At 62.6% G+C, this 21,874-nt stretch carries 20 protein-coding genes and 1 tRNA gene; 9 read left to right on the forward strand and 12 right to left on the reverse strand.

What is annotated here, in order from left to right:
• Genes QQJ98_RS08045 through phnN form a run of 3 tightly spaced genes read left to right on the forward strand, consistent with a single transcriptional unit; the run spans nucleotide 1 to nucleotide 2,173 of the window.
• Nucleotides 1–963, forward strand: a complete 963-nt coding sequence (locus tag QQJ98_RS08045; RefSeq protein ID WP_284324838.1) for a magnesium transporter CorA family protein — start codon at nucleotides 1–3, stop codon at nucleotides 961–963.
• Nucleotides 960–1,643: a phosphonate C-P lyase system protein PhnL gene (gene phnL / locus QQJ98_RS08050; protein ID WP_284324839.1), complete on the forward strand. Its 684-nt coding sequence runs from the start codon at nucleotides 960–962 to the stop codon at nucleotides 1,641–1,643. The genes QQJ98_RS08045 and phnL overlap by 4 nt, the downstream gene beginning before the upstream one ends.
• Nucleotides 1,640–2,173 carry a phosphonate metabolism protein/1,5-bisphosphokinase (PRPP-forming) PhnN gene (gene phnN / locus QQJ98_RS08055; RefSeq protein WP_284324840.1) on the forward strand — a complete coding sequence of 178 codons (534 nt, stop codon included), beginning with the start codon at nucleotides 1,640–1,642 and terminating at the stop codon, nucleotides 2,171–2,173. The genes phnL and phnN overlap by 4 nt, the downstream gene beginning before the upstream one ends.
• Here phnN and QQJ98_RS08060 read toward each other — a convergent pair.
• Nucleotides 2,155–2,838 (reverse strand): DUF1045 domain-containing protein, encoded by a 684-nt coding sequence (locus QQJ98_RS08060; RefSeq protein WP_284324841.1) that lies wholly within the window; start codon nucleotides 2,836–2,838, stop codon nucleotides 2,155–2,157. The two genes, phnN and QQJ98_RS08060, sit on opposite strands and share 19 nt — an antisense overlap.
• Nucleotides 2,839–3,010: 172 nt before the next feature.
• Here QQJ98_RS08060 and QQJ98_RS08065 point away from each other — a divergent pair, with 172 nt between their 5' ends.
• On the forward strand, nucleotides 3,011–4,153 hold the full coding sequence (locus tag QQJ98_RS08065; RefSeq protein ID WP_284324925.1) for an alpha-D-ribose 1-methylphosphonate 5-triphosphate diphosphatase: 1,143 nt from the start codon (nucleotides 3,011–3,013) through the stop codon (nucleotides 4,151–4,153).
• A 23-nt stretch (nucleotides 4,154–4,176) separates the two neighbouring features.
• Here the strand turns inward: QQJ98_RS08065 and QQJ98_RS08070 are convergent, their stop codons facing one another.
• Entirely contained in the window at nucleotides 4,177–4,986 is an 810-nt protein-coding gene (locus QQJ98_RS08070; protein WP_284324842.1) for a DeoR/GlpR family DNA-binding transcription regulator, read from the reverse strand.
• A 98-nt stretch (nucleotides 4,987–5,084) separates the two neighbouring features.
• Between QQJ98_RS08070 and QQJ98_RS08075 the strand changes: the two genes are divergently transcribed.
• A complete protein-coding gene (locus tag QQJ98_RS08075; RefSeq protein WP_284324843.1) occupies nucleotides 5,085–6,353 on the forward strand; it encodes a class II D-tagatose-bisphosphate aldolase, non-catalytic subunit in 1,269 nt (422 codons plus the stop codon).
• A gap of 64 nt (nucleotides 6,354–6,417) precedes the next feature.
• On the opposite strand, the gene QQJ98_RS08080 is transcribed toward QQJ98_RS08075, so the two are convergent.
• The 3 genes from QQJ98_RS08080 to rpoN all read right to left on the reverse strand — a co-directional run bounded on the left by QQJ98_RS08080 (nucleotide 6,418) and on the right by rpoN (nucleotide 10,199).
• Nucleotides 6,418–6,494: transfer RNA gene (locus tag QQJ98_RS08080), tRNA-Met, on the reverse strand.
• 298 nt (nucleotides 6,495–6,792) lie between these two features.
• The gene (locus QQJ98_RS08085; RefSeq protein ID WP_284324844.1) at nucleotides 6,793–8,817 is read right to left on the reverse strand and encodes a hydantoinase/oxoprolinase N-terminal domain-containing protein; all 2,025 of its coding nucleotides are present in this window, start codon (nucleotides 8,815–8,817) and stop codon (nucleotides 6,793–6,795) included.
• Between the two features lie 53 nt (nucleotides 8,818–8,870).
• A complete protein-coding gene (rpoN, locus tag QQJ98_RS08090) occupies nucleotides 8,871–10,199 on the reverse strand; it encodes an RNA polymerase factor sigma-54 (protein WP_284324845.1) in 1,329 nt (442 codons plus the stop codon).
• A 118-nt stretch (nucleotides 10,200–10,317) separates the two neighbouring features.
• Between rpoN and selD the strand changes: the two genes are divergently transcribed.
• Nucleotides 10,318–12,513 carry a selenide, water dikinase SelD gene (selD, locus tag QQJ98_RS08095; RefSeq protein WP_284324846.1) on the forward strand — a complete coding sequence of 732 codons (2,196 nt, stop codon included), beginning with the start codon at nucleotides 10,318–10,320 and terminating at the stop codon, nucleotides 12,511–12,513.
• 45 nt (nucleotides 12,514–12,558) lie between these two features.
• Here selD and mnmH read toward each other — a convergent pair whose 3' ends face one another.
• Entirely contained in the window at nucleotides 12,559–13,614 is a 1,056-nt protein-coding gene (gene mnmH / locus QQJ98_RS08100; protein WP_284324847.1) for a tRNA 2-selenouridine(34) synthase MnmH, read from the reverse strand.
• 77 nt (nucleotides 13,615–13,691) lie between these two features.
• Entirely contained in the window at nucleotides 13,692–14,396 is a 705-nt protein-coding gene (gene pth / locus QQJ98_RS08105) for an aminoacyl-tRNA hydrolase (protein WP_284324848.1), read from the reverse strand.
• A 251-nt stretch (nucleotides 14,397–14,647) separates the two neighbouring features.
• On the opposite strand from pth, the gene QQJ98_RS08110 reads away from it, so the two are divergent.
• Nucleotides 14,648–15,682 (forward strand): glycosyltransferase family 2 protein, encoded by a 1,035-nt coding sequence (locus QQJ98_RS08110; RefSeq protein ID WP_284324849.1) that lies wholly within the window; start codon nucleotides 14,648–14,650, stop codon nucleotides 15,680–15,682.
• Here the strand turns inward: QQJ98_RS08110 and QQJ98_RS08115 are convergent.
• The 3 genes from QQJ98_RS08115 to QQJ98_RS08125 form a co-directional block, all read right to left on the reverse strand.
• Entirely contained in the window at nucleotides 15,661–16,023 is a 363-nt protein-coding gene (locus QQJ98_RS08115) for a Hint domain-containing protein (protein ID WP_284324850.1), read from the reverse strand. The genes QQJ98_RS08110 and QQJ98_RS08115 overlap by 22 nt on opposite strands.
• A 258-nt stretch (nucleotides 16,024–16,281) precedes the next feature.
• Nucleotides 16,282–16,878, reverse strand: a complete 597-nt coding sequence (locus tag QQJ98_RS08120; protein ID WP_284324851.1) for a 50S ribosomal protein L25/general stress protein Ctc — start codon at nucleotides 16,876–16,878, stop codon at nucleotides 16,282–16,284.
• Nucleotides 16,879–16,936: 58 nt separating this feature from the next.
• Nucleotides 16,937–17,401 (reverse strand): RrF2 family transcriptional regulator, encoded by a 465-nt coding sequence (locus QQJ98_RS08125; RefSeq protein WP_284324852.1) that lies wholly within the window; start codon nucleotides 17,399–17,401, stop codon nucleotides 16,937–16,939.
• Nucleotides 17,402–17,446: 45 nt separating this feature from the next.
• Here QQJ98_RS08125 and QQJ98_RS08130 point away from each other — a divergent pair, with 45 nt between their 5' ends.
• Together QQJ98_RS08130 and QQJ98_RS08135 are read left to right on the forward strand one after the other, a co-directional pair.
• The gene (locus QQJ98_RS08130; protein ID WP_284324853.1) at nucleotides 17,447–18,373 is read left to right on the forward strand and encodes an NAD(P)/FAD-dependent oxidoreductase; all 927 of its coding nucleotides are present in this window, start codon (nucleotides 17,447–17,449) and stop codon (nucleotides 18,371–18,373) included.
• A 107-nt stretch (nucleotides 18,374–18,480) separates the two neighbouring features.
• Nucleotides 18,481–19,620: an MFS transporter gene (locus QQJ98_RS08135; RefSeq protein ID WP_284324854.1), complete on the forward strand. Its 1,140-nt coding sequence runs from the start codon at nucleotides 18,481–18,483 to the stop codon at nucleotides 19,618–19,620.
• 28 nt (nucleotides 19,621–19,648) lie between these two features.
• Here the strand turns inward: QQJ98_RS08135 and QQJ98_RS08140 are convergent, their stop codons facing one another.
• Together QQJ98_RS08140 and trpA are read right to left on the reverse strand one after the other, a co-directional pair.
• The gene (locus tag QQJ98_RS08140) at nucleotides 19,649–20,812 is read right to left on the reverse strand and encodes an alpha-hydroxy acid oxidase (protein ID WP_284324855.1); all 1,164 of its coding nucleotides are present in this window, start codon (nucleotides 20,810–20,812) and stop codon (nucleotides 19,649–19,651) included.
• Nucleotides 20,813–20,984: 172 nt separating this feature from the next.
• Nucleotides 20,985–21,776, reverse strand: coding sequence for a tryptophan synthase subunit alpha (trpA, locus tag QQJ98_RS08145; RefSeq protein WP_284324856.1), 792 nt, complete (start codon nucleotides 21,774–21,776; stop codon nucleotides 20,985–20,987).
• Nucleotides 21,777–21,874 lie beyond the last annotated feature (98 nt).

Raw genomic sequence — 21,874 nt, forward strand, 5'->3', positions numbered from 1 at the left:
ATGCTTTTTGCCTATCGCCCCGAAGCTGGCAGGTTGATCCAGATGCCGCCGCCGGTTGATCTGACCGCGGCCATCTGGATCGACCTTTATCGCCCATTGTCGAACCAAGCCGCCGATGTTTCGCGGTTGGGTCTGCCGGTGCCAACGCTGGAGGATATGGAAGAGATCGAGATTTCCAATCGGCTCTACCGCGAGGGCGGGGCGGATTACATGACAGTGGTTCTTCCGGGCCTGTCCGAAAGCAAAGCGCCGATTTCTGGCCCTGTGTGTTTCATCTTGTCGCCCGAACGCCTGATCACCGTGCGCCACCACGCACCGCGCCCGTTTGAGACCTACCCTGAACGCGCCGACAAAGTTGGCCCCGGCTGTGAGCGGCCAGAAAAGCTGTTCCTTGGGCTGATTGAAGAGATCATTGGTCGGATGGCTGATATTCTGGAAGGCATCGGTCGGGGTCTGGATGAGGTCGCCTCGGGGATTTATTCGGGCGGCGCGAATGGGTTGCAGGCGGATGCGTTGCAGACGGCATTGCAGAAAGTCGGCCGGGAAGGCGATCTTTTGGGGCGGGTGCGGCTGGGGTTGCTGACTGTTGAACGCGCGCTGAGCTTCTTTGGGCAGACGCTTGCGGATCGGGCGGGCGGCGATGTGCTGCGGCCTTTGGTCAAGGGCTTGATGCGGGATTTGCAGGCGCTAGAGGTGCATGCAGACTTCCTCGGCTCGCGCCTGGCGCTGACCTCGGATGCAACTTTGGGGATGATCAATCTGTCGCAAAACGTCACGGTGCGGATCGTTTCGGTCGTGGCGGCCCTGTTCATGCCGCCGACGCTGATCGCCAGCCTTTATGGGATGAACTTTGCCTATATGCCGGAACTGGCGTGGCACTATGGCTATCCCTTGGCGCTGATCCTGATGCTGGCCTCGGCCAGTGGGACTTATCTTTTCTTCAAATGGAAACGCTGGCTATGATCGAAATTCGTGACGTTGCGAAAAGCTTTACCCTGCACAATCAGGGCGCTGCGGTGATCCCGGTGATGGCGGGGGCCAATCTGGCGGTGGGTGCAGGCGAATGTGTCGGGCTGATTGGCGCCTCGGGGGCGGGCAAGTCGACGCTGATGCGGATGGTCTGGGGCAATTATCTGGCGGCTTCGGGCAGTATCATGGTGGCGGGGCTGGACGTGGCGCAGGCGGCCCCGCGTCAGATCATCGCGTTGCGGCGTCAGGTGTTGGGCTATGTCAGCCAGTTTCTGCGGGTGGTGCCACGGGTGCCGACGCTGGATGTGGTGGCGGAACCGCTTTTGAACCTTGGCGTGCCGGTAGACCAAGCCCGCGCGCGGGCGGCGGAATTGCTGGCGCGGCTGAACATCCCCGAGCGGCTGTGGGCGCTGTCGCCGACGACGTTTTCGGGCGGCGAACAGCAACGGGTCAACATCGCGCGCGGCTTTGCCCACCGCTATCCGGTGATGTTGCTGGACGAGCCGACCGCCAGTCTGGATGCGGTGAACCGCGAAGTGGTGCTGACCCTGATCGAGGAAGCCAAGGCGCGCGGGGCGGCTATTTTGGGGATTTTCCACGACGAGGCCGCGCGCGACAGGGTCTGTGACCGGGTGGTTGATGTAAGGGCCTTTACGCCGAAAGTGGCGGCATGACGGGCCAGCTGTTTCTGGTTGTCGGGCCATCGGGGGCTGGCAAGGATACGTTGCTGGCGGGGGCCGTGGCTGCAGACCCGCGGCTGCATTGGGCGCGCCGGGTGATCACGCGGGCGCAGGTGGCCGGGGGCGAGCCGTTTGAAGGGGTGAGCGCGCCTGCGTTCCAAGCGCGGTTGCAGGCGGGGGAGTTTGCGCTGCATTGGCAGGCGCATGGGCTGTCTTACGGTGTCGACGCTGCCGAATTGGCCCCGCTGGCACAGGGGCGAAACGTGCTGATCAATGGCTCTCGGGCCGCCTTGGCGGGCGCGCTTGCGGCCTATCCGGGTCTGCGGGTGATCCAGATTTCGGCCCCGCCTGAGGTATTGGCGGATCGCCTTGCCCTGCGCGGCCGGGAAAACCGAGCCGAGATCGCTGATCGCTTGAAACGTGCAAGTTATGCGCTGCCCGAGGGCCTGCCCGCCATCGAGATCAGCAATGACGCCACCCCCGAAAAGGGCATCGCCAAGCTGCTTTACGCGCTGAGGGGATAGCGGTGCAGCAGGTGGAAACGCCCCATCGCATCCTCGCCGCACAGGCAAATGTCGCTGATGTGGAATGGCTGCGGGATCAACCCGGCAAAATGCGCGATGGCGGCCTGAGTGATCGCGGCTTCGTCGACCAGCAAAGGCCCGGTCAGGGTCAGATGAAGCTGAAACTGCTCCAGAACATAGGGATAGCCATAGGTGTCAAGCAGCACGCGCTGGCGCGGGGTCAGGCGTTCGGGGCGACGCCGCGCGATTTCGGCGGGCGTCGGGGCGGCACGAAATGGGTCAATGCTGCGGACGATTTCGGCGGCAAAGTCTTGCAGCACCGTTTGATCGCCAAGTGGCGTCAGGGCGAGGAACCCGTCAAGCGCGACCATCTGCAAGCCCGGCAGCTTTACGGGGCCAAGGGTGCTTGCAAGCCGTGCAACAGCCTGCGCCAAATCATCGGGGCTTTTGCCCTCGGCCAGTCGGAACGGCGGCTTCAGGGTGGCGTGAAAGCCGTATTTGCGCGGCTCGGCGGTGATTTCGGCCAAGGGGCGCGGCAGATCGGGCTGGGGTTGCGCCACGGCACGTCCCGCCGCCAGATCCCAACCCAGCCAACTTGCGGCGGCATCGGCGAAGGCCCCCGGCGCAGGCGCGTAATAGAGTGCGAAGCGTTTCATTTGATCCATAACCGCCGCCCCTAATCGCCTATCGTCACACCGTTGTGACAGTTTTCTGCGATCTACACAGCAAAACAAGTGAAAGCCTGATGATGACCGAGACGATCCTTGCCAATGCCACNTTTTTTAATGATACGGCGACCACCGAGATCTACACAGCAAAACAAGTGAAAGCCTGATGATGACCGAGACGATCCTTGCCAATGCCACGCTGGTGCTGCCGAATGACGTGATTTTGGGTGCAATCCGCATCGAGAACGGGGTGATTACCGCGATAGATCAAGGCGCTGCAGTGCCAAGCGGGGCCACTGATTGCGGTGGCGATCTGCTGATGCCCGGCCTGATTGAGCTGCACACCGACAATCTTGAACGCCATATCGAGCCGCGCCCCAAGGTCAACTGGCCGCATGCCAGCGCCATCATCGCGCATGATGCGGAATTGGCTAGCGTTGGCATCACCACGGTGTTTGACGCGCTGCGGGTGGGGTCGATCCAATCTTCAAAAAAGATGAATTACGGCGAATATGCCCGGCATCTCGCCGACGAAATTCTGGGGCTGCGCGACAAAGGTGCGCTGAAGATCAGCCATTTTCTGCATCTGCGGGCGGAAGTTTGTAGTGAGACTTTGATCGACGAGCTGGCGAAATTCGGCCCCGCTGATCGCATCGGCATCGTGTCCCTGATGGATCACACGCCGGGTCAGCGGCAGTTCCGCGACATCAACCAGCTGCGCGCTTATGTCTGCGGCAAGCACGGGTTGTCGGAATCCGAATTTGAATCCCATATTGCCGAACAGGTGGCGATTTCCAGCCGCTTGGGCCAAGCGCACGAAGCCGCCGCCGTCACCGAAGCGCGGCGTTTCGGGGCGGTGCTTGCCAGCCATGATGATACCACCGCCGCTCAGGTGGCGATTTCCGCCCGCCACGGCGCGCATTTCGCCGAATTTCCGACCACGGTTGAGGCCGCCCGCGCCTGCCATGCCAATGGCATCAAGGTGATGATGGGCGCCCCGAACCTGATCCGCGGCGGCTCTCATTCCGGCAATGTCGCGGCAAGCGTGCTGGCCGAGGCGGATTTGCTGGATATTGTGTCGTCCGATTATGTGCCTTCGGCGTTGCTGTCGGCGGCTTTGCTGCTGGGCGATCTTTGGGGCGATGTGGCGCGCGGTGTGGCTTGCGTGACGCAGGCCCCGGCGCGGGCGGCAGGGCTGACAGATCGGGGCAGCCTAAGCCTTGGCGCGCGCGGTGATGTGATCCGGGTGGCGCGGTTGCAAGGTGCTGCGGCGTTGCGCGGCACTTGGGTGCTGGGGCAGCGCGTCGGATAACGCGCCAAGCGCTGCACAAGGCGTCAAACAGGTGCAGCCAGCGCCACCGTGCAGCCGAGATCGCCAAGCCGGTCGCGCCAACGCTGATCAAGGCCCGCATCGCTGAGCACATGCATGCCGCCGCCCAATTGCGCGATGCCATAGGTCAGTTGCGCGCCAAATTTGGCGGCATCTGCCACGATCACCGGGGCTGTGCTGCGCGCCAGCATCAGCGCGTTGAGCCGGGCCTCGGCCTCATCCGCGCTGGAGATTTCTCCGGCCTGCGAAATTGCACCGCCGCCCAGAAACAGCTGGTCAAACCACAGATGCGTCAGCGCGGACTCGGCCAACGGCCCGACCATCGAGGCATTTTGCCGCCGCAGATTGCCACCCAGAAGCGTGACGCTGATCTTGGCGACGGGCATCAGCACCTGCGCCACAGGCAGGCAATTGGTGAATACCCGCAGCGGCATCGGGTTCAACCGCAAGCGCCGCGCCAATTGCAAAACCGTGGTGCCCGCTGCCAGAAACACCGCCGTCTCTGGCCGCAGCATGGCGTAAGCTGCCTGTCCGATGGCGCGCTTGGCGGGCAGGTTGATCTGCTCGCGGCTTTCAAACGCCACTTCGGTGCCCAAGCTGACCGCGATTTGCGCGCCGCCATGGCTGCGCAAGATCTGTCCCGAAGCGACAAGCGTTAACAGATCACGCCGCACCGTCGGTTCAGACGCGCCCACCGCCGCTGCGATTTCTGCAATCGAGCAATAGCCGTGGGCAAAAAGATGCTGCCGGATGGCGGTGGGGCGATCAGTCTTCATGGCGATCTCGGCATGGCTTGGCTTGCACGGTGTTGCCATTCAGCGATCAGAGATAATCATTGTCAATCAACCAGATGATCATTTATGATTTTTAGGAAGAAATTATCTTCCAGTTTGATCAACAAGGATCATCAGCCATGACCATCGCTGCATTACTCGCCCTAGCCCCGGCGCGGAAATCTGGCGAGGTGCGCGCCATCCCGTCGATCTGCTCGGCGCATCCGGTGGTGATTGCGGCCAGCTTTGCGACGGCTTTGGCGCGGGGAACCCCAATCTTGATCGAAGCGACTTGCAATCAGGTTAATCACGAGGGCGGTTATACCGGCATGACCCCGGCCGATTTCCGCGCCTATGTGCTGGGCATCGCGGCGGTCGAGGGGTTTGATCCGGCGGGTCTGATTTTGGGTGGTGATCACCTTGGCCCCAACCCATGGACCGCCCTGCCTGCGGCGGCGGCGATGGCGAAAGCGCGCGACATGGTGGCGGGTTATGCGCAGGCGGGGTTTGCCAAGATCCATCTGGATGCCAGCATGGCTTGTGCCGATGATCCGAAGCCGCTGCCCGATGCCACCATCGCCGCGCGCAATGCCGAGCTTGCGGCTGTCGCCGAAGCGCATGCGCCAACGCCGCCAGTTTACATCATTGGCACCGAAGTGCCGGTGCCTGGTGGCGCTTGGGAAGAGGTTGAGGGGTTGGTGCCGACATCCTCGCAAGCCGCGCTGGCAACCGCCAGCCTGCAACGCGCGGCATTTGCCGCTGCTGGCATTGAGGCCGCTTTTGCGCGGGTGGTCGGGCTTGTGGTGCAGCCGGGGGTGGAGTTTGGCAATGAAAACGTCGTTGCCTATGACCGCTCTGCCGCGGGTGATCTGATCTCGATATTGCCGCAACTGCCGATGCTGTTTGAGGCCCACTCCACCGATTACCAGACCCCGCAGGCTTTGGCCGATCTGGTACAGGATGGCTTTGGCATCCTGAAAGTCGGCCCCGGCCTTACCTTTGCGCTGCGTGAGGCCCTGTATGGGCTTGACCATATCGCCGATGTGCTGTTCCCAGACCAGCCGCGGTTGCAGGACGCGATGGAGATGCTGATGCTGCAAAAGCCGCTTTACTGGGCGAAATACTACCACGGTTCCGCTCTGCACCAGCATCTGCAACGCCATTACAGCTATTCCGACCGTATCCGCTATTACTGGACCGATCCGGTTGCCAGCGCCGCCGTCGCAGGGCTGTTGGCGCGGTTTGGGGATATGGAAATTCCCGAGCCGCTGATCTCGCAACACCTTGGCGCGGCCTATCCCGATGTGATGCAGGGCAAGCTGGCCAAGACCGCCCCTGCCCTGCTGCGCGCCGCTGTCACCCGCGCCTTGCAGCCCTATTTCGACGCTTGTTATGGGAAGCAAGTCTAGCAGACCAGCGCCAAAAGCGGCGGATGGCCACCAGCAAAACAAAGGAGAAATTCTTGGATTTTGCTGGTGGCGAGAGAGAGACTTGAACTCTCGACCCCACGATTATGAGTCGTGTGCTCTAACCAACTGAGCTACCTCGCCACTGGCGCGGTGAGTAGTTTGGGGGGCGGGGGGCGTCAAGGGGTATTGTGGCAGATTCTGCGGCTTGGCCGGAGTATTCTGGCGAAAGGCGGGGTTTTTGGCGGCTTGGGTGCTGCACCCGCGGGGGCGAGGTTTGCGGACCAATTTGCCTGTGCCATAGCGGTGAAATCTGTCCCCGCTGGGACAGATTCCTGTGGGTTGTGTTTTTGAGGATGGCCACCCCTAAATATGGTGTCTAACATGCAAATTCAGCGCCTGCCCTGCCTGCGGGCGCTGTGCGGGCGGGCCGCCAATGGGACTATAGCACCGCTTCTTCGGGCATCGCATGGGCGACGCGAGGGCGACCCGAGGCGGTGACGGAAATTGTCGCCTCGACAAACATCGCCTGCCCCTCAACCGAGGCTTGCCGCAGATCGCGGGCAGAGGTGATGCGCAGGTCTTCGGCACCTGCGTGTTTGGCGCGGCGTACCGCTTCCAGCGTCAGCGCGGCTTCGGTGGCGGCCATCGCGGTTTCGGGATCAGCGAAGGTTTGCAAACCATCGGGCAGATGCGCTGTAAAGCGCCCGACGCCGGGGCTGGTGACGATGGCGGTGGCGCGCTGGCTGACTTGGCCGACAACCGCGCCGATGGCATTGGCGACGCCTGCATGTTCGGGCAGGATCATCTCACACCCCAAGCGCTGACCGACTGCACCGTAGTAATAGGGGGCCGAGGCGCCAAGGCCGATCACTGGCACGCCGAGACGCGCGGTAAATTCGATCACACCCCGGTGGCGGTTCAGCGCGGCTTTTGTAAGCGCATGGCGGGCAAGCTGTTCGGGATTTTCGCCCGTAAAGCCCGGATCTTCGTCAAAGGCGGCTTCCAGCAGACATTCGACGGTCTGCGTGGTCAGCTGATCGACAATGCCCTGCGCCAAGGCGCGCGGATCGTTCGAGAACCGCTCGCCTGCGCCATTGCGGCGGCGGCCCATCAATTCGACCGCCTTTGCGGCAGCACTTGCGTCCCAAGCGTCAAGCCCGCCCAGAACGTGGCTGGCATCTGACGGCGTCACCCCGGCCATCATCACCAGACCGCGCGCGACCAGACGTTCCAATGCAGCAATTTCCAACCGGGTGGTCAGCACCTGCGCCATCGGCATCGGAGCGGTGATGCGGTCCAGCACGGTCAATTCGCGGGGACTAAGCCCGCCGGTCTGCCCCGCCATCGGCACCACAAACCGGCCATCCATATCGCCCGCCTTGTCCGACGACAAAGCTTTGTCCAAGGCGGCATGCACCATTGCACCATGATCCGCCGCCAGCAGAGAAATCGGGATCAGGCGGCGCGGGCCCAGCCGCATGCCGCCGCTGAGGCCCTCGGTGATCAGATGCACCTCTGAATCGCCACCAAGGCCAGAGGTGCGCATCGCCACCGCCTCGACCATCGTGCGGAAACCGCCGACGCGGGCGCCTTGCGGATCAATCTCGGGCAGGCCGTCGCGCAGCAAAGCGACATCGGTGGTGGTGCCGCCGATGTCAGACACCAGCGCATCCTTGGCCCCGGTCAGCCAGCGCGCGCCGACGATGCTGGCGGCGGGGCCGGACAGAATTGTTTCAATCGGGCGTTCGCGCACCATAGCAGCCGAGATCAGCGCGCCGTCGCCGCGCACCACCATCAACGGCGCGGTGATGCCGATTTCGGCAAGGTGACGCTCGCAGGCCGCCACCAGCCGATCAATCATGCCGATCAGCCGGGCGTTGAGCACTGCCGTCAGCGCGCGTTTCGGGCCGTTCAACTGCGCGGATAATTCGTGCGAGCAGGTGACAGGGCGACCCGTGGCGCTGCGGATCAGATCGCGGATGGCGATTTCATGCGCCGGGTTGCGGGTGGCAAAGCGCGCGGCGACGGCAAAGCCCATCACCTGCGGGCCAAGCTCGGTCAGTTGGGCGGCAAGGGCTGCCAGATCAAGCGGGGCGGCTTGCATGCCTGCATGGCTGTGGCCCCCGGCGATCTTGACCACCGGATCACCCTTCAGCGCCTCGATCAAGCCGCCACGCTCCAGATCGCCATCATCGAAGCCGACGAAGATCAGCGCGACCCGCCCACCTTGGCCCTCGACCAAAGCGTTGGTGGCAAGGGTGGTGGACAGCGACACCAAGGCCACATCCTGCGCAGCGACCCCCGATTGCGCCAAGGCCGCGTCAACGGCACGGCCAATCCCAAGCGCAAGATCGGCGCGGGTGGTCAAGGATTTCGCCTTGCCGATCACCAGATCGGCAGCGTCGTCCACGATCACCGCATCGGTATAGGTGCCGCCGGTATCCACGCCCAGAAAATGCGCCATCTGACTTCCCGCTATAGAACTGCCTTCGCAAATAGCGGCGCTGTCGGGTGAAGTCAGCCCTCAACGCGACCTTTTCGGCTGGTTCGCGGCAGAATAGCCTTGCGTTTGCGTCTGGAGGCGGTGGGGATGCCCTCGGCCTCGCGATATTTGGCGATGGTGCGCCGTGCAAGGGTGACACCGGTGTCGATTGCCAAAGCCATGGTCAGCGCTGCATCTGACAACGGGCGGCTGGGATTTTCCGCCGCGATCAGCCGGGCCATCCTGCCGCGCATCGCAGCCCCCGAAATCAGCGGCTGGCCGTTGCCGCCCAAGGCCGGGCTGAACATCTGCCGCAGCCACCAAGTGCCGCGCGGGCTGTCCAGACTGGCCCCTGCCACCACCCGGCTGATCGTGCTTTCGTGAAAGCCCAAAGCCTCGGCCAGATCGGCCATTGTCATCGGGGCAAGGCCGGTCGGCCCGAGCCGGATCGCTTCTTGCTGGCGGGCAAGGATTTCACGCCCAACCAGCAGCAGGGTGGAATTGCGCGCCTCGACCATGCGTTGCAGCGATTTGGCTTGCGCCAAGCCGTCTGCCGAGCCTGCCTCGGAGCGCTCTACCCGCAGGCTGGGCAGGGCAGATCGGTTCAAAGCGATGCCCCAACCCGTGGGGGTGGCTGTCACAACCAGATCAGGCTCGCGCGTTTGCGCAGCGGAAACGCTGGCAAATTCCGCCCCCGGCTTGGGATTCATCGCGCGGATCACCTTGAAGCGTTGCAAGACGGCGGCCTCGGTGGTGTTGCACACCTTGGCCAGACGCGCCAGATTGCCGGTGGCGAGCAGATCAAGATGCGACAGCACGGCCGCCATATCGGCATCAAAGGCATCAGCCTCAATCGCCTGCAAGCGCAGACATTCCGCCAGATTGCGCGCAAATATCCCCGTCGGTTCAAACTGTTGCAAGCGCTGCAGCACGGCCTCGACCTCGGGCAGGGTCGAGCGGGTCTCGGCCATCACAAGGCTAAGTTCGGCGCCAAGCCAACCCGAAGGCTCTAACACCTCGGCCAGAGCCACCGCGATTTTCAGCTGTTTCGGGGCGAGGTTCAGGCGTTCAATCTCGCCCATCACATGCGCCATGAGGCTGGGGCTGGTGTCCGCCGTCTCGGCCGCAAGCCCCAGACCGCTGCCCGCCACCAAGACGCCGGACCAACGCGGCAGCCAATCTTGCAGGCTGGGCGCCGGGGCAGGATCCAGCCTCAGATGCGGGTTTTGCGCGGCTTGTTCTTCTAGAAATTTGGTCAGCCCTGCCGCATCGGTGCGCAAAATCGCGATCGAGGCTTGCAGGCTGGCGTTCAGCTCTAGCCGCTGAGTCTGGGTCAGGCCGATCCGCGATTGGGGTGATCTCATGGTGCAAGGTTAGTCGCAGTGGATGCCGCGCGCAACGGGCCGTTGCACGGCCGCGCCACGCAAGGGTGGTGTTTGCGGCCATGGCCCGCTACCACTCGCAAAACAACCGAAAGCCGCGATGCAGACCGATTTTCCCATCGTCAAAGATCTGGTGCTGGTGGGCGGCGGTCATGCGCACGCCTTGGTGCTTCGGATGTGGGCGATGCAGCCCTTGCCCGGCGTGCGGCTGACGCTGATCAACCCGGACCCCGCCGCGCCCTACACGGGGATGCTGCCCGGGCTGATTGCGGGCCATTACGCGCGCGACGAGATCATGATCGACCTTGTGCGGCTGGCGCGCTTTGCCAATGCGCGGCTGGTGCTGGACAGAGTGCGCCTGATCGACCGCAGCGCGCGCCTGCTGCATCTGGCTGCTGGTCCACCGCTGACCTATGATCTGTGCAGTATCGACATCGGCATCAGCTCGGATCTGCCGGATCTGCCGGGGTTTGCCGAATTTGGCCATGCCGCCAAACCGTTGGGCGATTTCGCCGATGACTGGGCGGCCTTTATCGCGCGGGCTTTGCCCAAGCCCAAGATCACGGTGATCGGGGCGGGTGTCGGCGGGGTTGAATTGGCACTGGCCGCCAAACACCGACTGCCAGCCGCTGAGGTGACGCTGTTGGAACAAGGCCCCACCGCCCTGCCCGCCATCGGGCGCGGCGCGCGGGCGGCTTTGCTGGGCCATCTTCAGCGTGCCGAGATCCGGCTGATCACCGCCGCAGCACCTGCCCGCCTGCGGCAGGATGCGGTTTTGCTGCAAGATGGCACCGCGCTTGCGTCAGACTTCACGCTGGCCGTGGCAGGCAGCCGCCCGCAGGCTTGGCTGGCTGAGACTGGGCTTGCCCTCCAGGACGGGTTTCTCAGCGTATCGGATCGGTTGCAAACCTCGGACCCTGCAATTTTTGCGGCGGGCGATTGCGTGCATATGGGCTTTGCACCGCGCCCAAAGGCGGGAGTCTATGCAGTGCGCGCAGCCCCGATCCTGCTGCATAATCTGCGCGCAAGCCTGTTGGGACAGGCGCTGAAAGCCTTCAAGCCGCAGCGCGATTACCTCAAGCTGATCTCAACCGGGGGCAAGTCTGCGGTGGCCGATAAATGGGGGCTGCCGCTGGATGGCGCTTGGCTGTGGGCGTGCAAAGACCGCATCGACCGCAGATTCATGGCAAAATTCGGCCGCTATCCGACGATGGCGCGCGAGGTGCCGCATCCCGCAGTGCCCGGCCTGATCGAGGCGATGGGCGACAAGCCGATGTGCGGCGGCTGTGGTGCCAAGCTGGGGGCGGCGGACCTGTCTGCAGCCTTGGCGGGCCTGCCGAAACCGCAGCGGGCCGAGGTGATCTCGGGCCCCGGCGATGATGCGGCAATTCTGGCGGTGCCGGGGGGCGTGCAGGTGATCACCACCGACCATCTGCGCAGCTTTAGCCATGATGCGCGGATGATGGCAAGGATCGCGGCGGTGCATGCTTTGGGCGATGTCTGGGCAATGGGGGCAGCGCCGCAAGTGGCACTGGCGCAGATCACCTTGCCCCGGCTGTCGCCTGAAAAAGCCGCGCTGATGCTGGCTGAGATCATGACCGAAGCCGCCGCCGTTTTTCGTGAGGCGGGGGCTGATGTGGTCGGCGGCCATACCGCGATTGGTGCAGAACTGACTGTGGGTTTCACTGTCACCGGCTTGACCACGCGCGCGATCACCAAGGGGGGCGCGCGGCCCGGTGACGTGCTGATCCTGACCAAACCGATTGGCTCTGGCACAGTGATGGCCGCCGAGATGGCGATGGCATTGGTCCCCGGCCTGATCTTGGGCGAAGCCGTTGCCGCAGCCTTGCAGCAGATGATTCAACCGAATGGCCCGGCGGCCGCGGTGCTGGCCCCCTATGCGACCGCGATGACCGATGTGACCGGCTTTGGCCTTGTGGGACATCTGCTGGAAATCCTTGATGCCTCAGGCGTCGCGGCCACTTTGCACAGCGCGGCGATCCCCACCCTGCCCGGTGCCTTGGCATTGGCCGCAGCGGGCCAAGCCTCCAGCCTTGCGCCCGCCAACCGGGCGGCGGCGATTGGCCGGATCAGCGGGGCCGAAACCGCCCTGAAAGCCTTGCTTTACGATCCGCAAACCGCAGGCGGCCTGCTTGCAACCGTCCCCGCCGAGATCGCAGCAACCCTGCTGCACAGCCTGCCAAACGCCCATCTGATCGGCGAGATCATCCCCGGCCCAATCTCGGGCCCAATCTCCGGCTTAATCTCGGGCCCAGCCCGGATAGAGCTGCGCTAAGCCGTTTCACAATGGTCTAAATATCCCCCGCGGAGCGTCCCGAGCTTACCGCACGACCGCCGTTTGCACGGCGCGTGCCACCAGATCCGCCAGCCGCGCCAGATCCTGCGCGCCCAGATCCTGCGCGGCAATCTCGGTCAGGCCAGTCTCTATCCGCGCGCGGTGGCGGGCATAGCGCGGGTCGTAGTGATGCTGCATCAGCCCGGCGGCAAGCTCGGCAAAATCGCCCGCCCCTGCCATGGCTTGCCATGCGGCGATGCGGTCGGCGGCATGGAAGGGGCGCAGTTGTTCGACAATCCGCAGCAGTCGCGCGGCATCGGCGGTCATATCGCTGTACGCCCGCAGCAGATAGGCGGCCCGCGCAGGGACTTCTGCGGCGATGGCGATGCGGGGGGCGGATTGCATTGCCTTCCATATGCCCGGCGGCAAGCGACATTCGCCGACTTTCGAGCTTTCGGCCTCGATCACCACAGGGCGGCTGGGGTCCAGTTTCGACATCGCCATCGCCAAGGCGCAATCAAACGCCTTTTGTGACGGCTGCGCGCCGCGGTTGCCAAACACCGAGCCGCGATGATGGGCGAGCCCTTCGAGATCCAGCACCTGAACACCAAGCGCGGGCAACAGATTGAGGATTTCTGTTTTGGCCGATCCAGTATTGCCGTCCAGCACCACGACTTTGCACGGAAACGGCGTGTCATACAGCGCCTTGACCACCAGCCCCCGCCACGCCTTATAGCCGCCCGCAATCGTCTCTACCCGCCAGCCGACCTGCGAAAGGATAAGCGCAAATGACCCCGAGCGCTGGCCACCGCGCCAGCAATAGACCAAAGGCCGCCAGCCGCCGGGCTTGTCCGCCAGTGGCCCCTGCAAATGCCGCGCCACGTTCTGCGCCACCAAGGCCGCGCCGATCTTGCGGGCGGAAAACGGGCTGACCTGTTTGTAGATCGTGCCAACCTGCGCACGTTCGGCATCATCCAGCACCGCGAGGCTGATCGCGCCCGGCAGGTGATCTTCGGCATATTCGGCGGGGGCGCGGGCGTCGATGATGTCATCAAAGCCATGCGCTGCAAGATCGGAAAGCGAGGTCAGGGTGATTGCCATGCAGCAAGCCTAGCCGATCCGTCGCGTGGCGGAAAGGTGGCGCTGCGTGGCGCTGTCCGGTGGGACAAACTGCGGTGTCAGCGGAAGAAATCTTTCAGTTTGGCCAAGGCACTGATTTCGGCGGGCGGGGCGGGTTCTGCCAGCACGGGCTTGTCGGTTTTGGGTTGTCTTGCCACTTTGGCGGGTCTTTCTTCGGCCCCGGTCGATGATCTGGGGGGTGCCACCCGCAAGGCCACGGCGTTCATAAAGCGCTGGCCGTCGCCCTCGGCCAAGGCCTGCGCGCCGTCAGAGATGCCGCGCAACAGATCATCCAGCCAATCCTGATCCGCCTTGGCGAAATCGTGTAGCACATAGGCCGCCACCGCATCTTTGTGGCCGGGATGGCCGATGCCCAGCCGCACCCGGCCGTAAGCTTCACCCAGATGCGCGTGGATCGAGCGCAGGCCATTGTGGCCAGCGTGACCGCCGCCCTGTTTGACGCGGGCCTTGCCGGGAGCGAGGTCAAGCTCGTCATGCAGAACCGTGATGTCAGCCAGATCAATCTTGAAGAAATCCACCGCCGCGCGCACCGATTGCCCCGACAGGTTCATGAAAGTCTCGGGCTTGAGCAGCACCACCTTTTCCGAACCCAAGCGCCCCTCGGACACCTGACCCTGATAACCGCGCCGCCATGGCGTAAAGCCGTGGTCTGCGGCGATGCGATCCAGCGCCATGAAGCCGATGTTGTGACGATTTTCGGCATATTTCGCGCCCGGATTGCCAAGGCCCACAAACAGTTTCATCCCGCCGCCCCATTGTCGCTTGCCCGCGATAGATGCCCTGCGGGGGGCGCGGATGCAAGGTGGCGGTCGCGGTCCCAACTCGGGACCATTTCAAAGCCATTATATTTCAATAGGTTAAAAATAAATCTTAGGAAAAAATTAACATTTGCCGCCAAAATCCCCGCTGCGCAGTGCTTGACTTGCCACCCCGTGCAGATCAGCTTAGACGCAATGGCTGACCCAGACAGCACAACAAGAAAGACCCATCAGGCGTGCGGATTACGGTTTTGGCGTCGATGCGAAACGAGGGGCCGTTCATCGTTGAATGGCTGTGCTGGTATCGTATGCTGGGCTTTACCGATGCCGTGGTGGTGACAAACAATTGCACCGACCACTCGCCCCAGCTGCTGGATGCGCTGCAAAAGGCCGGGTTGGTGCATCACTTGCGCCACGATATTGAGCCCGGCAAGCCGATCACCCGCGCCAAACTGAACGCCGCCGCCAATCACAAGGCGGTGCGCCGCGCCGATTGGCTGATGATCTGTGATGTCGATGAGTTTCTGGTGATCCATCGCGGCGATGGGTTGATCGGCGATCTGCTGGATCTGGCCAGCGATCAGCCGGATTATCTGGGCATGTCGATCAATTGGCGGGTGTTTGGCACCTCGGGGCGCAAGACGTTCGAGGATCGCCCTGTGCATCGGCAGTTCACCAGCGCGCATGCCACCACGCATCGCTCGTCGCGGTTTGTGAAGTCGATCTTCCGGCTGCCAAAGTATTTCAGCCATCTGGCCGAACACACGCCACGCGGCTTTGACTATGAGCGCGCGGCGCAGAAACGCGGCGCAACCGGGGGCATCTGGGTGAACAGTGCCGGGCAGAAATTGCCGCACTGGGTGCCGCTGAAAACCCATCTGACGCTGATGCCCGAGCCGCTGGTCAGCCACGAGGTGGCGCAGATCAATCATTACATGCTGCGCTCGAATGAGACGTTTCGGCTGAAACGTGGCACCAAATCTCCGGTGGCTTTGGGCAACCGCTATCGTGCGCTGTATTATCGCACGGCGGATGCGGGGCGCGAGATGGATATATCGGCGTTCCGCTATTCGGCGCGGTTTGATGCGGTGTTTGAACAGGTGATGGCAGCACCAGATGTGGCGCGGCTGCATGCTTTGTGTTGCGCCGACCATATCCGCGCCATCGCCGAAAAGGCGGGCAAACGCGCTGAAGATGATCCACGTTTTACGGCGTTTATGGCGCAGGCGGATGCATTGGCCTGCGGCCATCAGGCCAGCAGCCTCGCCTGAAACCGATCAGCACACAGGCGGGCGGTGCGCGCATGGCTGTCGCCACGACCTTGGCCGCGTTGCAGATCGGGGCAAAGCTGCATCACTTCGGCAGGTGGGTCACGGGTCAGCGCCGCAAGACATTTTGCCCCCAGAAACAGGCTTTCGCTGGCTGCAGCATTGGCAAAGACGATTTCGGGGCGATCAAACAGCAGATGCTGATAGCTGACCCAACCACCCGTGCCGATACTGACACCGGGCCGCCATGTCATGTGCTTGGCCGAGGCCAGACTCTCAGGTGCGCCTGCGAAGATTTCACTGTGGCAGCTTGCGATGATTTGGCGATCCTGTCGCCTGCGCACAGATTGTCGATCAGCCGTTCGCGGGTTGCGTTGAAGGTTTCGGTTGAAATGCTGCTGGCCGGGCCACCGAGGTCAGCGTTTGAAAATGCCCGCATCGTGTAAATCGCCATCGCCACTCCCAACGCGGAACCATCGCGCTTGCTCGGACAGTGATCGGAGCGCGTGTCAGGGTTTGGTTTCAAAGCACTCGATCAAATCATATGCAAAACGCGGCAGGTTACCCCGCCGCGTTTTGTCAGTCTAAGCGATGAAAGACGCTTATTCCGCTTCCGAAGCCTCGACGTAACCAGCCGGAGCCGCCACGTTGGCGATCACGAAGTTACGGTCGATGGTGGCTTTGGTGCCTTCTGGCAGAACCACGTCATTGATGTGGATCACATCGCCGATGTTTTTGCCGGTCAGATCGACTGTGACGTGATCCGGGATGTCGCCTGCAAGGACGTTCAGTTCCACATCGTTGCGCACAACGGTGAGGGTGCCGCCTTTTTTCAGACCCGGAGCCGCATCATGGTTGATGAAGGTCACGTGAATGAACAGGTTGATGCGGTTTTCGTCGTGCAGGCGCATCAGGTCGATATGCGTCGGCAGGTCTTTGACCACGTCACGCTGCACTGCGCGGCAGATCACATGCACGTCCGCGTGGCCTTCAACCTTCAGGTTGAACAGCGACGACAGGAAGCGGCGAGCTTTCAGGCGCTTGAGCAAGGCGTTGTAGTTGACCTTGATGGCCAAGGGTGCAGTGTTATCGCCATAGACGATACCGGGAACGAAGCCATCACGACGTGATTGACGAGCGGCCCCCTTGCCTGTCCCCGTACGAACTTCGGCGTGAAGATCAAGGATCTCGCGTGCCATTGTGTTTCTCCATATATATATCCGCCAACGTTCAAGGGTGCATGGCGCGATCGCGGGCCTATAGCGGGGAATCACCCGGAAGGAAAGCTGGTTTTTCAGGGGCTGCATGGCCATGGCCCTGCATGGCCTGTGCCAGGTCTGCGATACTTTGGCGCGCGAAATGGCTGTGCAGCACCGCCTCGGCCTCGGTCATCGCAGCGCTTACAAGGGTTTGCATGGCAGCGACGATGCCACATTCGGGCGGGGCTTTGGGCAATTGCAGCGACAAAAACGGCTCGTCAATCGCGGCATAGACATCGGCAACCGAAATCTGGGCGGCGGGGCGGGCCAGTCGCCAGCCACCAGCATGGCCCTTTTCCGATTGCAACAGGCCTGCCGCACGCAACCGCCCCAGCACGCGACGCACCACGACCGGATGGGTCTGGTTCTGGGCAGCGATGGCTTCGGATGTCATCGGCGTTTGGCTAAGCGCCAGATGACCAAGGCTGTGCAGGGCGAGGGCTAGTTTTCCGTTGTGTTTCATGTAACTTTTATAGTTACATGATTCGCAGCAAGCAAGGAAAATCAGATGAGCATGGAAAATCGGCCCCAGAATGTGCCCGAAACTGTCGATGTCGCGGTGATCGGTGGCAGCTTTGCCGGGCTTTCGGCGGCGCTGTATTTGGGGCGGGCGCGGCAGCGGGTCGTGGTTTACGATCTGGGCGAAACCCGCAATCGGTTCTCGACGGCGGGGCATGGTTTTTTGGGGCAGGACGGCGTGGCCCCTGCGGCCATACAGGCGGCGGGGCGGGCGGATGTGCTGGCCTATCCCACCGTGCAGATCCTGGCCGAGCGGGTCACGCAGATTGAACGCAGGGGCGATGTATTTGCGGTGCAGGCCAAAACGCTGATCCATGCGCGCCGGGTTATTCTGTCTTATGGCATGGTCGATACTCTGCCAGCCCTGCCGGGATTGGCGCAGGGTTGGGGCGACTGGGCGCTGCAATGCCCCTATTGCCACGGCTATGAGAACGCCGACCGCGCAACCGGCATCTTGATGGGGGCCGATGGGTTGCCGCATCACGCCAGCCTGCTGCGCGCTTGGACCGATGATCTGACGGTGTTTGCCAATGGCTACCAGTTGACGGCGGACGAAAAGGCCAGTCTTGCCCACGCCGGGATTGCGCTGCATGAAAGCCCGGTTGTGGGGTTTCAAGCCGATACGGCGGGGTTGCGGGTGGTGCAGTTGCAATCGGGTGCAGCGGTGGCTTGCGCGGTGATCTATCTGACCTCACGCTCGGCCCCTGCTTGCGATCTGGGGGAGCAGTTGGGCTGTGCGCAGATGGATGGCCCGACCGGCCCCTATCTGGAGGTGGATATGATGCAGCAATCCTCGGTGCCGGGGGTCTATGCGGCGGGCGATCTCAGCCGTCCGGTGTATGGCGCGGTGTTTGCCGCCCGCGATGGCGCGATGGCGGGCGTGGCTGCGCATCAATCCCTGATACCACCCTTGTAAACCTTGGGATAATTTGATCAAACACCGGTCAATCTGGCCCAAGGGTGTCGCTGTTGAGCAAGCCAAAGCGCCGGCGGGCGCTTAGCCAAGGCAGTGAGGAGAGCAGAATGACCGCCCTATCCACCCTGCGCATCGCCCGCCCCGCCGTGGCGGCTTTTGCCGCGATGGGGGTGTTGTGGGGCTCTTTTGCCGCCGATCTGCCCGATATCAAGACAATGCTGGACATTGACGAGTCTCATCTGGGAGCCTTGATGTTCATGACGCCGATTGCAGCGGTCTGCGCAATGCTGGTGGCACCGCGTCTGGGGGTGGCATTTGGGCGGCGGGCGATGCTGCTGTCTTGCATGTTGATGTGTCTGGCCTTCACTTTGCCCGGACAAACCGCAAGCCTGATGCTGTTTCCCTTGGCGATGATGGCCTGCGGTGCGGGCACTGGGCTGACCGATGTGCTGATGAACGCGCGGGTCGCGACGATTGAGATGCAAAGTGGCCGCCCGCTGATGAACCTGTGCCATGCCGCCTATAGTTTCGGCTATGCGGGCGGCGCGATTGCCACCGGGGCGTTACGCAGCGCCGGGTGGTCGCCGGCTTGGGTGCTGTGCAGCATGGCTTTGCTGGCGGCGGTTGTGACGCTGGCGGCCTATGAAAAAGATGGGCGGATTGAGGGGCTTGCACGGCCCAAGGGCAAGGGAGCGGCGCATCTGGGGCTGGTGCCCGTGATCGGTGGCGCTATGGTGCTGATTGCGTTTCTGACCGAAAATGCCGCCGAAAACTGGTCAGCGCTGCATATTGAGAAAAACCTTGGCGGCAGCCCGTCAGACGGCGCGATGGGGCCTGCAGTCATGGCGATCACCATGGGGGTGGCGCGGCTGTTCGGGCAGGGTCTGGCGACGCGGGTGCCTGCAATCTGGCTGCTGACGGCGGGGGCGATGATCTCGGCTGCGGGTGCGTTGGGGGCGGCTTTGGCGCTGAGTCCGGCGATGGCTTATGCAGGGTTCATCGTGATGGGGATTGGATCAAGCGTGATCGCGCCGACGGTGTTTTCGCTGGTCGGACAACGTGCCGATCCTGCGGCGCGGGCGCGGGCGGTGGCGCGCGCCACGCTGATCGGCTATTTCGGCTATTTCTTTGGCCCGCCCGCGATTGGCTTTGTGGCTGGCCATGTCGGATTGCGGGCGGCCTTTGTCTGTGCGGCGGTGATGTTGGCTGGCATCCCGGTGTTGGCACGGGTGTTGTTGCGGCGCTAAGCTGGCGAGGGATTCATCGCAGCGCTGGTCACGCCCAATCGCCCTCAAAATCCTTCGGCACCAGCACTTGTTCGCGGCTGATCTGGGCCGCTTTTTGCACGCCACACAAAGCCATCGAGATGTCGAGTTCCTTCTGGATGACCTCTAGCGCCTTGGTGACACCGGCCTGCCCCATAGCCCCCAGACCATAGATGAAGCTGCGGCCAATGAAGGTGGATTTCGCCCCCATCGCCAGCGCCTTCAGCACATCTTGGCCCGAGCGGATGCCAGAATCCATGTAAACCTCGGTCTGATCGCCCACCGCTTTCACAATCGACGGCAGCACCCGGATTGCCGACAAAGCGCCGTCCAACTGCCGCCCGCCGTGGTTGGACACAACCATCGCATCGGCCCCGACATCAGCCGCCATGCGCGCATCGTCGGCGTCCAAGATGCCCTTCAGGATCAGCTTGCCGCCCCATTGATCGCGGATGCGACGGACCTTGCCCCAATCCAGCATCGGGTCAAACTGCTCATTCGCCCATTTGGTGAGGTCAGCGAGGTCAGTCACACCTTTCACATGGCCGACGATATTGCGGAAGGTGCGGCGCGGGGTTTGCAGCATGCCCATCGACCATTGCGGTTTGGTCGCCATGTTGATCATGTTTGGCAGGGTCAGTTTTGGCGGGCTGGTCAGGCCGTTTTTCAGATCTTTGTGGCGCTGTCCAAGAATTTGCAGATCAAGCGTCAGCACCAAAGCCGAGCATTTCGCAGCCCGCGCCCGCTCGATGATGGCATCGACGAAATCTTCGTCTTTCATCACATAAAGCTGAAACCAGAACGGCGTCGGGCTGTGGGCGGCCACATCCTCAATCGAGCAGATCGACATGGTGGACAGGGTGAACGGCACACCGAAAGCGGCGGCGGCGCGGGCGGCTTTGATCTCACCATCCGGGCTTTGCATACCCGTCGAGCCTACTGGGGCCAGTGCGACCGGCATGGTGATCTGGTTGCCCAGCATCGAGACGGCCGTGCTGCGCCCGGTCAGATCGCGGGCAACCCTTTGGCGCAGGCGGATCTTGGCGAAATCAGTGGTGTTCTCGCGGAAGGTTTGCTCGGTGTAGGAGCCGCTTTCACAGTAATCATAAAACATCTTCGGCGTGCGCTTTTTGTAAAGCTGCTTCAGATCGTCGATGCAGGTGATCACGGGCATATGCGCGGCCTTTTGCTGAAATTGGTAACGGATGATTACCAATTTCAGGGTTTCGGCGCAATGGGCTTTGCACCCAAGAAAACCCGCACAACAGAAAAACCGGGGGGCTTCCACCCCCCGGCCCCCCGTTATCTGTAAATGTTATCTGTAAAAATCGTTGCGATCCGCGCGATCAGGCCGCGTGTGCGCCTGCAGCAAGGCTGGCGACAAAGCTCAGCACCTCGGCCACCGGCTTGCCAGCCGCGATCTGGGCAACTATGGCAGAGCCGACCACGCTGCCGTCAGCCACCGATGCGATGGCCTGTGCCGCCTCTGGCGTGTTGATGCCAAAGCCGACGATCACGGGCAGATCGGTCGATTGCTTGATGCGCGCGACTTCGGGCGCGACATCGGCGGCCTGTGCCGCAGCCGCCCCGGTGATGCCGGTAACCGAGACATAATAGACAAAGCCCGACGTGTTCTGCAGCACTTTCGGCAGGCGTTTTGCATCAGTGGTGGGCGTCGCAAGCCGAATGAAGTTCAGCCCAGCGGCTTGCGCGGGCAGGCACAACTCGCTGTCTTCTTCGGGCGGAAGGTCAACGACGATCAGGCCGTCTATGCCAGCCTCGGTTGCCTGTTGCAGGAAAAGATCAACGCCGCGGGAATAGATTGGGTTGTAATAGCCCATCAGCACGATCGGGGTGATCTTATCGCCGCTGCGGAAATCACGCACCATCTGCAGGGTCTTGTCCAGCGTCATCCCCGCTTCCAGAGCGCGTTGGCCGGCAAGCTGAATGGTCGGGCCATCGGCCATCGGATCGGTGAACGGCAGGCCAAGCTCGATTACATCGACGCCAGCGCCCGGCAAGCCTTTCATCACCGCCAGAGACCGCTCCACATCCGGGTCGCCCGCCATGATATAGGCGACGAAGGCCTTTTTGTTCTGCGCGCGCAAACCTGCGAAGGTATCGTCGATTCTGCTCATGTTCCGGCCCATCCCTGCAAAGCTTTGAAGGGTTTGCATGGGAAAGCCCGGAAAATCAATGGCCCATCACGCCGCCCGCCACAGGCCAAGCCTTGCCG

Origin of the sequence: Cypionkella aquatica (genome assembly GCF_030161095.1) — a bacterium.
Classification (GTDB): Bacteria; Pseudomonadota; Alphaproteobacteria; order Rhodobacterales; family Rhodobacteraceae; genus Cypionkella; species Cypionkella aquatica.